Origin of the sequence: Inhella proteolytica, assembly GCF_016093275.1 — a bacterium.
Taxonomy (GTDB): domain Bacteria; phylum Pseudomonadota; class Gammaproteobacteria; order Burkholderiales; family Burkholderiaceae_C; genus Inhella; species Inhella proteolytica.
This window is the reverse complement of the sequence record NZ_JAEDAK010000019.1, coordinates 1-13,244: the sequence shown is the minus strand read 5'-3', so window position 1 is coordinate 13,244 and position 13,244 is coordinate 1. Positions and strand designations below refer to the sequence as shown.

Genomic DNA, 13,244 nt, shown 5'->3' with positions numbered 1-13,244 from the left:
GCGCGGGGGTGGGGTGAACGAGGCCGCGCAGCATCGCGCCGAAGCATGCGGCGCGAAAGCCGCTCCGCTGCAACAGGGCTTTGCGGCTTCTGCAAGGCATCGAGGAATGGGCTTTGCCGGCTCCCCCTTGCCCCGGGCTTGCCACGTCGCGGGCATGATCGGCGCGATGCACCCCACCCTTCACTGGATGACGCTCGGTCTGCTGGCCTGGGTCCTGCCCGCCGGCGCAGACGGCCTGCGGCCCGAATCGGGCGTACTTTCCGCCTTCGATGAGCCCTCGCCCTACGAGCTGCGGCTGCGGCGGGAGCTGCTGCGAAACGACGTCTTTCGCCTGTGCCAGATGCTCTCCATCCCTCCCCGTGAGCCGGAGCGCGCCGTCTTCATGCTGAAGGCGGACGATGGGTCCTTCACCGTGATCAGTCGCACCCTCAAGGATTCGCTGTGGCATGCGATGTTTCGTCAGATGGATGGGGCGCATGCCAGGAAGCGCAGCCATGCCATCGGGCCGGAAAGACGGACTGCCACGCTCAAGCGCGTTCGCGCCCACGTGCGGACCGAGGTGGCCACCCTGGATCCGGAGACCGGCACGCTGGTTGCGGAGACCTGCGAGGCCGTGCTGCTGAAGGTGGCGCCAGCGACGGAGCCGGAGCTTGTGCCAGATGGCACCCGGCACCACGCCAGTCATTGGGTCCGCGGGGCCGTCCTCAGTGGCACAACCAGCTCCCCCGAGGAAGGCCGCCTGGCGGCCGACTTTGTGGCGATGGAGGACAGCCTGCGGGCGTTTGCCGAAGCCAAGCCGCAGGCGCGTGCCGCGGCCCGGTCGGATCTGCTGGGCAAGGCCAGGCAACTGCGAGACCGCTTGGGCGTGAAGCCTCATTCCCCGTGAACAGGCCGCAGCAGGGCGCCGTGGCCTGCAGCCTCAGCCCGCCGCGCGCCGCGGGGGCGGGGTGTTGCCGTTGTCCATGTCGGAGAGGATGCGCCATTGCCCCTGGGCGTCCTGCCGCAGGGTGAGGGTGAACTTGCCCTGGTCCGCCGGGCCCGGGCCGTAGCGGTAGGCGCCCAGCAGCACCGCTAGCGGGCCCGAGCGTTCGACGGCGAAGGCACGCAGGCTCAGCGGCCCGCCGGCCACCGGGGCGTAATGAGCGCGGATGGCGGCCCGCCCCTGCACCGGCTGCTGCTCGCTGGAGAGCGCGTAGCCCTGGGGTTCGAACAGCGCCACCAGCGCGTCCAGGTCCTTGCCACGCCAGGCCGTCTCGTACTGGCGCAGCAGTTGCTCGAACTCGGGGGGCAGCGCCATGCTGGCCGGGGCTTGTGCCTGGGCGCTGAGCGTGAACAGGGAGAAGACCAGGGCGGGCACAAAGCGCAGCATCGCGGGCTCCGTTCAGGAAGGCCCGCGATGCTGCCCCGGCTCAGCCCAGGCTGACCCAAGTCACGCTGAGCGCTCGCACCGTCCGCGCAAAGACCGTCTGCACGTGGGCTTGCCATTGCGTAACCATATGGCTACAGTAACCCACAGGTTACCTAAAGACAGCGCAACAGCCATGAAGTACGACAGCAATGCCCTGATGGTGGCCCTGGCCGACCCAACCCGCGAGCAGATCGTGCGCCTGCTGCTGGATGGTGAGCATTCGGTGGGCGACATCGCGGCGCAGCTGCCGGTGAGCCGGCCGGCGGTGTCCAAGCATCTGCGCCTGCTGGAGGACTGCGGTCTGGTGGCCTTCCGCAGCGAGGGCACCCGCAATGTCTACAGCCTGCAACCCGACGCGATTGCAGCACTGCGCGACGAACTGAACCGCATGTGGGAGCGCGCGCTGGCGCGCTTCGCCCTGGTGGCCAACAACACGAGCCCAAAGAAAGCGAGCAAGCGATGAGTGCCCTGCCCCCGGTTGAGAAGCGCATCGAAGTGGCGCTGGATGTCGAAGCCGCGTTCGACCTGTTCACGCGCCAGATGAGGCGTTGGTGGCCGCTGGCCACCCATGCCTGCGGCGAGGGCGGCGGTGAAGACGTGCGCTTCGAAGAGCATGTCGGCGGCCGTGTGCTGGAAACCGGCAAGGACGGCAAGGAGCATGTGTGGGGCACGCTCACCGCCTGGGCACCGCCACACCACTTCGCGATGACCTGGCACCCCACCCGCCCGGTGGAGCAGGCCACGCAGGTCTCTGTGTGCTTCGAAGCCCTGCCCGACGGCGGCTGCGCGCTGTTGCTCTGGCATGGCGGCTGGGAGGCGGCAGGCGAACAGGCCGCCGCCATGCACGAGGGCTACGAAGGCGGCTGGGTCGGGGTGCTGGCGCTGTTCCAGCAGGCCGCGCAGGCGGCGTGAGGAGTGTGGCCATGACGCACTGGATGCATCGCCTGCTGTTGCGGGGTTCGCTGCTGGGCCTGCTGCTGGCCGCGCCCCTGCTGCGTGCCGCGGAACCGCTGATCGAACACCGTACCGAGGTGGCGGCCTCGCCGGCCGAGCTGTGGCAGGCCTGGACCACGCGCGAGGGCCTGCGCAGCTTCTTCGCGCCCGACGCGCGCATCGACCCGCGCCCCGGCGGCCTGTTCGAGATCCACTTCAACCCCTACATGCCCGAGGGCCAGCGCGGTGCCGATGGACTGCGCCTGCTGGCCCTGCAGCCCGAGCAGATGCTGAGCTTCGAGTGGAACGCCCCGCCCCATCTGCCCGAGGTGCGCGCGCAGCGCACGGTGGTGATCGTGCGCTTCGAAGCGCTGGGCGAGGGCCGCACGCGCGTCACGCTCAGCCATCTGGGCTGGGGCAGCGGCGGCCAATGGGACGAGGCGCGCGCCTACTTCGGCAAGGCCTGGAGCTTCGTGCTGGGCAATTTGAACCGCCGCTTTGCCGAAGCCAAGCCCATCGACTGGACGCCCTGGCTGGCGCGCCTGAAGGCGGAGGCCGAGCGTGCGGCCAAGTCCTGAGCCGGCCCAGATCGAGCACGCGTTGCGAATCCTCGCGGCGCCCGAGCGGGTGTTTGCCGCGCTGGCCAGCGCGGCGGGGCTGGATGCCTGGTTCACCACAGGGTCCGAGCTGCAGCCCTGGGTGGGCGGGCGCATTCACTGGCGCTGGCGCGGCTGGGGGCCGGATGAAGAGGATTCGGAAGACCAGGGCGAGGTGCTGGCCTATCAGTCGCCGCATCACTTCGCCTTTACCTGGCACCCCAGCGGCCAGCGCACCCGCGTGGACATCCGGGTGGCCGCGCACCCACAGGGCAGCCGCGTGCATTTGGAAGAGCACGGCTTTGCCGACGACGCAGCGGGCCGGCGCGCGCTGATGCGCAATGCCTGCGGCTGGGGCGAAGCCCTGACCCTGTGCAAGCAAGCGCTGGAGCAGGCCGAGCCCTGGCGGCCGCAGCCCCGAGCCCCGTTGCGCTGGGCTCGCCCCGAAGACCTGCCCGCCCTGGTGGCTCTGCTGGCCGACGACGAACTGGGCGCCCGACGTGAAAACCCTGCGCAACTGCAGCCATATGCCAAGGCCTGGGCCGCCATCGCCCGCGATCCGCGCCATGGCGTGCTGGTGCTGGAGCAGGAGGGCGAACTGCGCGGCATGCTGCAGTTCAGCGAACTGCCGGGCCTGAGCCAGTGCGGCCAGTGGCGGGCGCAGATCGAAAGCGTGCGGGTAGCCCGGGCCCACCGCAGCCAGGGCCTGGGCAGGCAGTTGGTGCTTGAAGCGCTGCGCCTGGCGGCGGCTCAGGGTTGCGGCTTGGCCCAGCTCACCACCGACACCCGCCGGCCGGCGGCCCAGCGCTTCTACGAGCGCCTGGGCTTCGTGGCCAGCCATGCCGGCATGAAGCAGATGCTCGCGGCGGATCGGGCCACGGCCCGATCCGCCTGAGCCGGGGCGCTCTTACAGCCCCAGATCGGCCAGGCCCAGGAAGATCGTCTGGCCCACCAGCTCGATGTTCAGGTCCATGCTGCCGTCGCCGTCGGCGTCCACCTGCACCCAGGTGCTGTTGTCGGCCCATTCGTAGCGCACGCTGCCCTGGCCGCCGCCGGTGAAGGCGCCCTGCACCACGAAGGCGAGGGCCTGGTCGCCGGCCATGGCGGGCTTGGCGTCGATGGCGCTGAAGTTCAGCTTGTCCTGGCCCTGCTGGAAGTCGAGCACGCGGTCTTGGTCGCCCTTCATGGCGGCGATGTAGGTCCAGGCGAAGGTGTCGGCGCCGGCGCCACCCCACAGGCTGTCATGGCCCATGCCGCCGTCCAGGTAGTCCTTGCCGTCCTCGCCGCGCAGCCAGTCGCTGCCATGCTCGGCCAGCAGCACGTCGTCGCCGTTGCCGCCCCACAGGCTGTCGTTGCCCATGTTGCCGTACAGGAAGTCGTTGCCGCCCTGGCCCAGCAGGGTGTCGTTGCCTTCCATGCCGAAGAAGGTGTCGCTGCCGGCATTGCCGGTGATGCGCTCGCCATCGGCCGTGCCGTGGGCGGTGTGGGCCGCCTCGTTGGTGAACACCAGTTCTTCCACGTTCAGGGGCACGGTGGCATCGGCCAGGGTGGTGAAGGCCATGTCCCAGCTGCCTTCGCCATCGGCCTCGGCCACCAGGTCGGCGGGGTTGTCCATCACATAGCGGTCGTTGCCGGGGCCGCCGGCCATCAGGTCGGCACCGCTGCCGCCGTCCAGCAGGTCGTTGCCGGCGCCGCCATACAGATGGTCGTTGCCGCCCATGCCGTAGAGGCTGTCGGCGCCGCTGCCGCCGCGCAGCACATTGACCTGCGCGTTGCCGGTGCCGGTGAAGTCCTGGCCGCCGATGGCCGTGAGGTTCTCGACGAAGGAGAAGGGCACGGTGCCCTGGTTGTCGTTCAGGCTCAGCGCGGTCAGCGTGGTCTGCACGGTGTCGGTGCCGCCGTTGAAGTTCTCCAGCACGACGTCGCCCACGTTGTCGACGATGTAGGTGTCGTTGTGCAGGCCGCCGTACAGGGTGTCGGCGCCGGTGCCGCCGTCCAGCAGGTCTTCACCGCTGCCGCCGTCCAGGAAGTCGTTGCCGTCGAGGCCGCGCAGGGTGTCGTTGCCGTCGGCGCCACGCAGCTCGTCTTCCAGGCTCCAGCCGGTGAGGACGTTGGCCGCGCTGTTGCCGGTGCCCTTGAAGCGCACATCGCCCAGCACCTGGCCGTTGGCGTTCAGGGTGACGAAGAACTCCAGGTTCTCCACGTTGGAGTTGAGCACCACGCCGGAAATATTGGCGCGCACGGTGTCGGTGCCCTCATTGGGCATCTCGAAGGTCCAGTCGCCCAGGTTGTCGACGTCGTAGACATCGTTGCCGGTGCCACCGGCCAGGTAGTCGGCGCCGGCGCCGCCCAGCAGCAGGTCGTTGCCGCCCGCGCCGTAGAGCTCGTCGTCGGCGCTGCTGCCGCTGATCTGGTTGTCCAGCGGGTTGCCAATGCCCTTGAAGCCGCCCGCCGGGGCCTGGCCCATGAAGCTCAGGTTCTCCACGGAGGAATCCAGGTAGTACTCGGCCAGCGTGGTCTGCACCGTGTCAAAGCCCGCGTTCGGGCCCTCGATCACCTCGTCGCCCAGATGGTCCACGCGGTAGATGTCGTTGCCCAGGCCGCCCATCATGCGGTCGGCGCTCAGGCCGCCATCCAGCACGTCGTTGCCGTTGCCGCCGATGAGTTCGTTGCTGGCCGCGTTGCCGGTGAAGTAGGCGTTGCCGATCAGCTTGTTCACGTCCGCCACCAGGCGTTCGATGTGGCTGGGCAGGGTGACGTGGTTGACGTCGGTGTAGAGCGTGTCCCAGCCCTCGCCGGCCACTTCGGTCAGGCTGTCCATCGCGCCGTACACAAGGTAGAGGTCGTCGCCCGCGCCGCCGTAGAGCTGGTCGGCGTCGGCGCCGCCATTGAGCACGTCGTTGCCGGTGCCGCCGTACAGCTTGTCGTTGCCGGCGCCGCCGCGCAGGTCGTCGTGGCCGCCCTGGCCGTAGAGGGTGTCGTTGCCGATGCCGCCGTCCACCCAGTCGTCGCCTTCGCCGGCGTAGACGGTGTCGTTGCCGGCCTCGGCACTGATCGCCTCGGCACTGGCCGAGCCGATGAAGACGTTGTCGAACTGACCCAGCTTGGTGCTGGGCAGCTGGCGCATCGCCGTGGCGGGGGCGCCGTTGTTATTGATCGTGAAGGGGACCGAGGTGACCGGTTCGTTGGTGTCGCCGCCGCCTTCGCCAATCAGAATGCTTGCCATCGTCTGCTCCGTTCAAACGCCGCGCTTGGGGCGGCAGGTTGTTGATGGGAGTCAGTGTGGAAAGTGCCGGTTTCAATGCGGCTTGCGCTCGGTTGCCTTTGTTGGCGGCCTTGTTTCGTTCGTTGATCGAGGCTCAGGCCGGCTCGAGAAAGGGGCTCAAGTGCTTCAAGGCGCGGGCCACCGCCTCTTCCTTTTCTCCTACCGGGGCCACGTAGTGCAGGGCGGCGGCGGCGGCGTCCCGTCCCACGCAGCGGGCAATGACCCAGGCGGCCAGGTACTGCGAGGCCATGCAGCCGCCCGCGGTGGCCACATTGCCGGCGGCGAAGAAGGGCTGGTTCAACACCTCCACGCCGGCCTCCTGAACCCAGGGCTTGGTGATGAGGTCGGTGCAGGCCGGCACCGCATCCAGCAGGCCCAGCTTGGCCAGGATCAGGGCGCCCGAGCACTGCGCACCAATCAGCTGGCGCCGCGGGTCCAGGCGCAGCTGGGCCATCAGCGTGGCATCGGCCACCACCTCACGGGTCTTGACGCCGCTGCCCACCAGCACGACATCGGCCGTCGGCAGCGCATCCAGCCGCGACTGCGCGTGCACGGTCACGCCGTTCATGGAGGTGACGGTGGGCGCGGGGCAGCACAGCGTGACACGCCAGCCGGGCTGCTTGACGCGGTTCAGGACGCCCAGGGCAATCAGGGAGTCGAGCTCGTTGAAGCCTTCAAAGGTGAGGATGGCGATGTGCATGGGGGGCATGGGGCATGAGGTGGAAGCCGGGGCGATCTTCAGAGGCCCCGGCGGTTCAGAACAGCGATCGCCCCGTCAAGGTGGTGAACCACTCCAGCGCCATCGAGCCCGCCAGCGAGTTGCCCGAGGGCTCCAGCGCGGGCGACCACACGCACACCCCGCATTCGCCCGGAACCAGGGCCACGATGCCACCGCCCACGCCGCTCTTGGCCGGCAGGCCCACGCGGAAGGCGAAGTCGCCCGCGGCGTCGTAGGTGCCGCAGGTCAGCATCAGGGCGGAGAGCCGCTTGGCCGGACTCTCGTCCAGGATGCGCGTGGCCGTGCCGGGCAGGCAGCCGCGGTTGGCCAGAAAGCCCACCGCGCGCGCCAGCTCCACGCAGCTCATCTCGATGGCGCATTGGCGGCAGTAGGCATCCAGCACCCGCTCCACCGGGTTGTGCAGATTGCCGAAGCTCTTCATGAAATGCGCCATCGCCGCGTTGCGGTCCGCATGGCCCAGCTCCGAGCGCGCCACGCGGCGGTCGTAATGGATCTCGGCCTCGCCGGCCAGCAGCCGCAGGAACTCGACCACCGCGTTCTCCGGCACCGCGAAGCGGGTGCAGAGGATGTCGGTGATCACCAGCGCGCCGGCGTTGATGAAGGGGTTGCGCGGCCGGCCGGCCTCGTGCTCCAGCTGCACCAGCGAATTGAAGGGGTTGCCCGAAGGCTCGCGGCCCACGCGCTGCCACAACGGCTCGCCCACGCGCTGCAGGGCCAGCACCAGGGCGAAGAGCTTGGAGATGCTCTGGATGGAAAAGCGCTGCCGCGCCGCGCCCACCTCGAACACCTGGCCGTCCAAGGTGACCACCGCCATGCCGAACTGCCTGGCTTGCACCCGCGCGAGCTCGGGGATGTACTGCGCCACCTGGCCCTGGCCCATCAGCGGCTGCACGCGGGTCTCAATCTCCTGCAGCACCGCGGCGTAATCAATGCGCGAACTCATGCGGCCGGATTGTGGGTGGCCGGCCTTGCCGGTGCGGCAAGCCAGGCTAGCCCGGCGCCTGTCCGTCTTGCTCGATCGGCTCCACCTGCTCCTGCGCCGGCCGCGTGCGCAGCGGCGGTGCAAAGGGCGGCGGAAAGCCGACGAAGCACAGCACCAGCAGCACCGGCAGCAGCAGATAGAACAGCGGCTTGCGCAGGCTGAGCTTGAGGTTCATCGGGCGCAGATGGAGCCACCCCGCCTGGTTGCAAGGGTCGAGGCGGGCGTGAGCCCGCAGGCCGCTCAGGCCTTCAGCTCCAGCACCACCTCGCCCGACACCGGATCGGTCACCCCCAGGCCCTCGCCCAGCTCTTCCAGCAGGCCGCGGATCTTGTCCAGCTGGGCAATCATGGCCGGCCGCGCGGCCGCCAGCTGCTCCATGCCCTGCCACTCACCCACCAGGCAGAAGCTGCGCTCGCCGGTGCGGAGCATCACCACCCGCTGCAGGCCCTGCCACTGCGGCTGCAACTCGCGGTGGGCATCGATGAAGGCCTGCTCCTGCCCCGGCTTGACGCGGAAGCGCACGACGTTGAAGGCACCCATGATTCGAGCCTCCTTGGCTGCTGAGTGGAGGGGCCATGTTCCCACCGCGGCGGGGTTTGTGCACCCGTTGGATGGCCCGGCGCCTACGCTCGCGGGCAGCGCACCACGCGGAAGCCTTCGGCTGCGTCGGGCGCCTGAAACCAGGCCGTGACCGCATCGAACTCGGCCTCGCTGGTCCAAGGCGTGCCGGGCGGCAGGTGGGCGCTGCGCTGCCGCAGCTGCTGCTTGCACAGCGCGTCGGGGGTGTCGATCCAGTGCAGCTCATGGGCTGCGCCGGCCGCTTCGAACAGCTCGCGGAACCAGGCACGCTGCTTCAGGGTGTTGGCCGGAAAGTCCAGCACCACATCGAGGCCACGCCGCAGCAGGGCCTTGATTTGCGGCGCCAGCGCCGCCTGCAGCCGACCCGCGCAGCGCTCGAAGTCCTTCAGCGTCAGGATCTCGCCGGGGTAGAGCGTTTCCAGCAGCGCGTCCTGTACGAACAGCAGCGCACCCGTCTGCGCGGCCAGGGCCTTGGCGTGGGTGGTCTTGCCGGCGGCCATCTTGCCGCAGAGAAAGTAGAGCGTGGCCATGGCCTGATGCCCGTTGGCTCAGCCGGCCAGGCTGGCGCGTTGGGCCAGCTCCAGGTAGTGCCGCACCTGCTTGGCCGCCACATCTTCCGCCGTGCGGAGCTTGATGTGCCGGCGCAGCTTGCCCGCGCCTTCCAGCACCCGATGAACGTCCGGCAGGGCAGCCCCGGCGCTGAATTCCAGCGACACATGCTCGCGGTAGGCGAACAGGCCGCAGAAATGCGCATCGGCACCGAACAGGATGCCGCCGTACTTCAGCTCCTCGCGGATGCCGGGGCCCAGCCCCAGCGCCAGCGTGCGCACCTGCTGGAGCAGGTCATGGCGTTCGGCGCTGACGAGGTGGAGGTCGGACAGCAGTCGCTGGATTCGGGGGTCGTTGGGGGCTGGATTGCGGGCGGTCATGGGCAACAGGGGGCTCAAGGTTCGTCACGATAGGCCCTCCGCTGCGCGGCGCTAAGACCGAAAGAATGAGGGCCTCCAAGCCCGCATCACCCGCTGCCATTCCGCGCTGGCTTGGCCGGCAGGCCAACTGCGTGCGCGCTGATAGGCCAGGAAGCGCAGCCAGTCCAGGGTGAAGCCCTTCTCCTCCAGGAACTGCAACGAGTCGTCCAGCCCCAGCAGTCGAGCAGGCCCACCCACCCCCGGCAGCGCCAGCAGCAGGAAGCGCCGGTCACGCTGCGTGGTCCAGGTAACGCGCGGATCCGGGGACACGAACACCACGTTCTCCTCGATGCGCCAATGGCCGAGGTCGGTCAGGGTCTCCGGCAGGATGTCGGCCCACTCGGACGCGGCAAATCGCCCATCGGCGAAGAAGTAGAGCGTGTTGCCTGACAAGTCGCTTTCGGTCTCGGCCATGTGCCATTCGCCCGTCAGCTGTTGCGGGTTGAGGGGCAGGCGCCGCACCGGCAGCCGGCTCGCGAGCCGCCGCCAGCAGTGCGCTGCCGCGCAGGGTGCGGGGCTGGCAGGCGCGCTCGGATGCCCTGCCGCCAAACCGAGGGCAACCAGGCGGGCCAAGAAGCTTGCGCGTTTCATGGTGTCGGATCCTCGGTCGGTGTCAGGTGTTGCAGAAGCCTTGCGCAGCGCCCAGTCGCTTGGGCACACCCGTTGGAGGGCTGCAGGGTCCAGTCGGACAGCCGCCCTTGTTTGGCCAGGACTTCAAGGACCATGAATTCGTACTCCGCTTCCCTCTTGCCTAGCTGAGCTGGCTCCGCTGGCGCTGTTGACCGGCTCCAGGTGTCGCAAAAAGTGCGGGCGCTCATGGGCTATTCGGCTTCGGCAGTTCCACTTCATAGGTAGCGCTGCGCTCGAAGCAGCGCTGCACCCGATCCGGGCGATAGGGCAGGCCGCAGGGCCGCCATCCCACCCGAAACCTGAGCACTTCGCCGCTGAAATCAGCGCTGATGAGGAAGCGATGCTCCCAGGTTGCTTCGCCTTCCTGCGGTAGTTGTATGTGCCAGATCTGAAGCAGTCTTCCGGCAAGGGCCCGCTCCTCCAAGCGCAGGAAATAGGACATTCGGTCTGCCGCCTCGACCAGCCAGCGCTGACCATGAACCAGCCCGTAAGGCAGATTGGTCGTCGACAGCTGATTGCGGTCGACTTCGGTCTGGGCGCAGCCCCAAGGGCCTGTCGTGTTGCCGAACTCACATCGCGCTGTCGGCGGAACGAAGCGCTCAAGGTCGTGCCTCGTCAATCCGCGCCCACTTTCCTTCAGTTCTAGACTTTGAATATGACGCTTGAGTTCAGTGGCGAGAAGTTTGGCCTTGCGGCTCGATACGGGCGCCGCAATCTGGCTTCGTCTTGCCTGTGAACCAAGGCCAAGGGTGCGCCCCGCCAAGGCCTGCATAAGGCCTTCGATGGAGTCGGACAAGACTTGGCCGCCGCACCATTTCCCGCTGTTGTCCTGGTAGTCCGTCATGCTGCCAAGTTCCTGCCCTCGCGCATCGCTCACGACCAGCTTCATGCCAAAGACGGCATGGGCGGTACCTGGCACAACCTCTCTCAGCCTGCTGAGGTCCACGTACAAGGACGCCGGATCGGGTGGTTCGGGAAAGTGCTCCACTATCTCCACGTGGGGTGACAAGGTGGAGGCATCGACAGAAAGCCCGAGTGCCCTCAGCTCTTGTTCTGCTGGCGTGCGAAGGAAGATGCGATTTGCATGCGCTCCCGTCACAGAAGCGTATGACTTGACTCGTTCAGTGCATGCCAAGTGCTCCGCATGCATCAGCGCCAGCGTGTCAAGCCGCTGCTGCTCCTGGTGCCGCAAGAGGCTGTAACGAAGACCAAGTGCAAGCAGCAGCAACAAGGCGGCTGCTATGACAACGCCCTTCAGTCGGGCACTGACATAGCCCGCCAACAGCGCAGCGACAGAAAGAGCAACTGCAGCAACGGTGAGCAGACTCTTGAAGTCCAAGACCAGCGGGACGTCGGACCAGGCGGGCAGAGGTAGGCAGACTGCGACACACGCCAGCAGCGCATTGCGTAAGCCCCAAACCTTCATTGCTCCTCCTCCCTGTAGGTGAGCACTCTAGAGGGAGGACGGTCATGAAAATGCTGCTTCTACCGCGTCAACTGCCCATACAACCCCGCCAACCTCCCCGGCAGTTCCTCCGGCCGCCGCACCCAGGCCCAGCCCGCGTCCCCAAACAACCCGGGCAACACCTCGGGCGCCGCCTCGTCGATCGACACCGCAAAGGGCAGCAGCCCGGCGGCGCGCGCCTCCAGCACGGCCTGGCGCGTGTCCTCCTGGCCCCAGCGGCCCTCGTAGCCGTCGAGGTCGTGCGGCTTGCCGTCGGTCAGCAAGATCAAGAGCCGCTGGCGCTCAGGCCGCTGCTGCAGGCGGCGGGTCGCGGCGCGCAGGGCGGCACCCATGCGGGTGTAGTAGCCGGGCTTGAGCGCGCCCAGGCGCGCCTGCACGGCCTCGTTCCAGCGTTCGTCGAAGCCCTTGAGTTCGTGCAGGCGCAGCTGCCGGCGTACAGAGCTGAAGCCCAGCATGGCGAAGGCGTCGCCGCTGCTGCTCAGCGCGGAGCCGAAGCAGTAGAGCGCGTCGCGGATGACGTCGATGACGCGCTGGGTGTTGTTGGCGTGGGCGTCGGTGCTGAGCGAGAGGTCGGCCAGAAGCAGGCTGGCCAGCTCGCGCTGGGCGCGCACGCGGCGCTCGTACACCGCGGCCACGCCGACGGGATGGCTGGCGTGGCGCACCCAGGCGTCGAGGTCGAGCTGCTCGCCCTCGCGTTCGCCGCGGCGCCAGCGCGGCGCGGCGCGCTGCAGCTCCAGGCGGCGGCGCAGCTGGGCGGCCTGGGTGCGCAGGGCGGCTTGCGGCGCCCAGGGCTGCGGGTCGCGCGCCTGCAGGGCCTGGGCCAGCACGCGGCGGGGCTGCAGGCTCTGGGTGCGCGGCTGCCATTCGGGCAGCCATTCCCCTTCGCCGACGACGAGGTCGTCGGCGCTGGCGGCGGGCAGGTCGAGGTCGAAGCGCACGCGTGCGGCCAGGCTGCCCTTCTGCTCCTGCTTTTGCAGCACCAGGGTGTCGAGTTCCTCGGCGGCGACGTCGGCGTCGCCATCGTCCTGGTCGTCCTGCGCGCGGTCGATCTGGAAGGGGTCGGAGAAGGTCTTCAGCCACTCGGTCTTGGAGCCCAGCAGGAGGGGCGCGCGGCTGGCCTGCAGCTCGTCCTGGCGCTGCACGCGGCGGCGCTGCGCCAGGGTCTGCTGGCGGGCGCGGGCGGCCGGGTCGGCCTCGGGTTCAAGCGCCTGCGCCACCGGCGTGCCGGCGGGCATGGGGCGCAGCCAGCACCACAGCGGGGCCAGCAGCACGGGGTCGAGCTCGCCCTCGGCCTCGCCGCTGAGCAGTGCGGCGCGCAGCTGGGCCTCGGCGGGCGATTCGGGTTCGGGCCGGCGCAGCGCCAGTTCGGCGCTGCGCAGCTGCTCCCAGGTGTCGGCCAGGCCGGGGAAGGTGTGCAGCACGCGCCGGGTGGCGGCCAGATTGCCCTGCAGCCAGCCGGCGTTCGGATCCAGCTGCGAGGCCAGTGCAGCCAGCCAGCGGTAGAGCGCGCGGTTCAGCGCCTGCTCCGGGTAGCGCGCCAGGCGCTCGGGCAGGGCCAGTACCTCGGGGTCCAGCTGGGCCAGGGGCGCGCGGGTGCCGGCCCCGGCCAGGCGCTGCCACAGCCCGCGCTCGCCGCCCACCCGCACCGGCGCGGCCTGGGCCAGGCGGGCGCGGCCGCC

General features: G+C 69.1%; 16 protein-coding genes. 5 read left to right on the top strand and 11 right to left on the bottom strand.

The window, feature by feature from the left end:
• The first annotated feature begins 13 nt into the window (after nt 1-13).
• Entirely contained in the window at nt 14-886 is an 873-nt protein-coding gene (locus I7X39_RS20015) for a hypothetical protein (protein ID WP_198112953.1), read from the top strand.
• Between the two features lie 33 nt (nt 887-919).
• On the opposite strand, the gene I7X39_RS20010 is transcribed toward I7X39_RS20015, so the two are convergent.
• Nucleotides 920-1,369: a YybH family protein gene (locus tag I7X39_RS20010; RefSeq protein WP_198112952.1), complete on the bottom strand. Its 450-nt coding sequence runs from the start codon at nt 1,367-1,369 to the stop codon at nt 920-922.
• Between the two features lie 172 nt (nt 1,370-1,541).
• Here I7X39_RS20010 and I7X39_RS20005 point away from each other — a divergent pair, with 172 nt between their 5' ends.
• The 4 genes from I7X39_RS20005 to I7X39_RS23845 are packed head-to-tail and all read left to right on the top strand — an operon-like array spanning nt 1,542 to nt 3,832.
• Entirely contained in the window at nt 1,542-1,871 is a 330-nt protein-coding gene (locus I7X39_RS20005) for an ArsR/SmtB family transcription factor (RefSeq protein WP_198112951.1), read from the top strand.
• Entirely contained in the window at nt 1,868-2,320 is a 453-nt protein-coding gene (locus I7X39_RS20000) for an SRPBCC domain-containing protein (RefSeq protein WP_198112950.1), read from the top strand. Before I7X39_RS20005 ends, I7X39_RS20000 begins: the two co-directional genes overlap by 4 nt.
• An 11-nt stretch (nt 2,321-2,331) precedes the next feature.
• Nucleotides 2,332-2,919: an SRPBCC family protein gene (locus I7X39_RS19995; RefSeq protein ID WP_198112949.1), complete on the top strand. Its 588-nt coding sequence runs from the start codon at nt 2,332-2,334 to the stop codon at nt 2,917-2,919.
• Nucleotides 2,903-3,832 (top strand): GNAT family N-acetyltransferase, encoded by a 930-nt coding sequence (locus tag I7X39_RS23845; RefSeq protein WP_375140807.1) that lies wholly within the window; start codon nt 2,903-2,905, stop codon nt 3,830-3,832. Before I7X39_RS19995 ends, I7X39_RS23845 begins: the two co-directional genes overlap by 17 nt.
• Nucleotides 3,833-3,844: 12 nt before the next feature.
• On the opposite strand, the gene I7X39_RS19985 is transcribed toward I7X39_RS23845, so the two are convergent.
• The 10 genes from I7X39_RS19985 to I7X39_RS19940 all read right to left on the bottom strand — a co-directional run.
• A complete protein-coding gene (locus I7X39_RS19985; RefSeq protein WP_198112948.1) occupies nt 3,845-6,163 on the bottom strand; it encodes a calcium-binding protein in 2,319 nt (772 codons plus the stop codon).
• A gap of 133 nt (nt 6,164-6,296) precedes the next feature.
• A complete protein-coding gene (locus tag I7X39_RS19980) occupies nt 6,297-6,902 on the bottom strand; it encodes a DJ-1/PfpI family protein (protein ID WP_198113016.1) in 606 nt (201 codons plus the stop codon).
• Between the two features lie 55 nt (nt 6,903-6,957).
• Nucleotides 6,958-7,872, bottom strand: coding sequence for a glutaminase (locus I7X39_RS19975; protein ID WP_198113015.1), 915 nt, complete (start codon nt 7,870-7,872; stop codon nt 6,958-6,960).
• Nucleotides 7,873-7,930: 58 nt separating this feature from the next.
• Nucleotides 7,931-8,098 carry a hypothetical protein gene (locus I7X39_RS19970; RefSeq protein ID WP_198112947.1) on the bottom strand — a complete coding sequence of 56 codons (168 nt, stop codon included), beginning with the start codon at nt 8,096-8,098 and terminating at the stop codon, nt 7,931-7,933.
• 65 nt (nt 8,099-8,163) lie between these two features.
• Entirely contained in the window at nt 8,164-8,463 is a 300-nt protein-coding gene (locus I7X39_RS19965) for an antibiotic biosynthesis monooxygenase (protein WP_198112946.1), read from the bottom strand.
• Nucleotides 8,464-8,546: 83 nt separating this feature from the next.
• Nucleotides 8,547-9,032, bottom strand: coding sequence for a P-loop nucleotide/nucleoside kinase family protein (locus I7X39_RS19960; protein WP_198112945.1), 486 nt, complete (start codon nt 9,030-9,032; stop codon nt 8,547-8,549).
• Between the two features lie 18 nt (nt 9,033-9,050).
• On the bottom strand, nt 9,051-9,431 hold the full coding sequence (locus tag I7X39_RS19955) for a DUF1801 domain-containing protein (RefSeq protein WP_198113014.1): 381 nt from the start codon (nt 9,429-9,431) through the stop codon (nt 9,051-9,053).
• Nucleotides 9,432-9,482: 51 nt separating this feature from the next.
• On the bottom strand, nt 9,483-10,061 hold the full coding sequence (locus I7X39_RS19950) for a hypothetical protein (RefSeq protein ID WP_198112944.1): 579 nt from the start codon (nt 10,059-10,061) through the stop codon (nt 9,483-9,485).
• A 223-nt stretch (nt 10,062-10,284) separates the two neighbouring features.
• Nucleotides 10,285-11,526: a hypothetical protein gene (locus tag I7X39_RS19945; RefSeq protein ID WP_198112943.1), complete on the bottom strand. Its 1,242-nt coding sequence runs from the start codon at nt 11,524-11,526 to the stop codon at nt 10,285-10,287.
• Nucleotides 11,527-11,585: 59 nt separating this feature from the next.
• On the bottom strand, nt 11,586-13,244 hold a 1,659-nt coding region (locus I7X39_RS19940; RefSeq protein WP_198112942.1), incomplete at its 5' end, for a nitric oxide reductase activation protein NorD.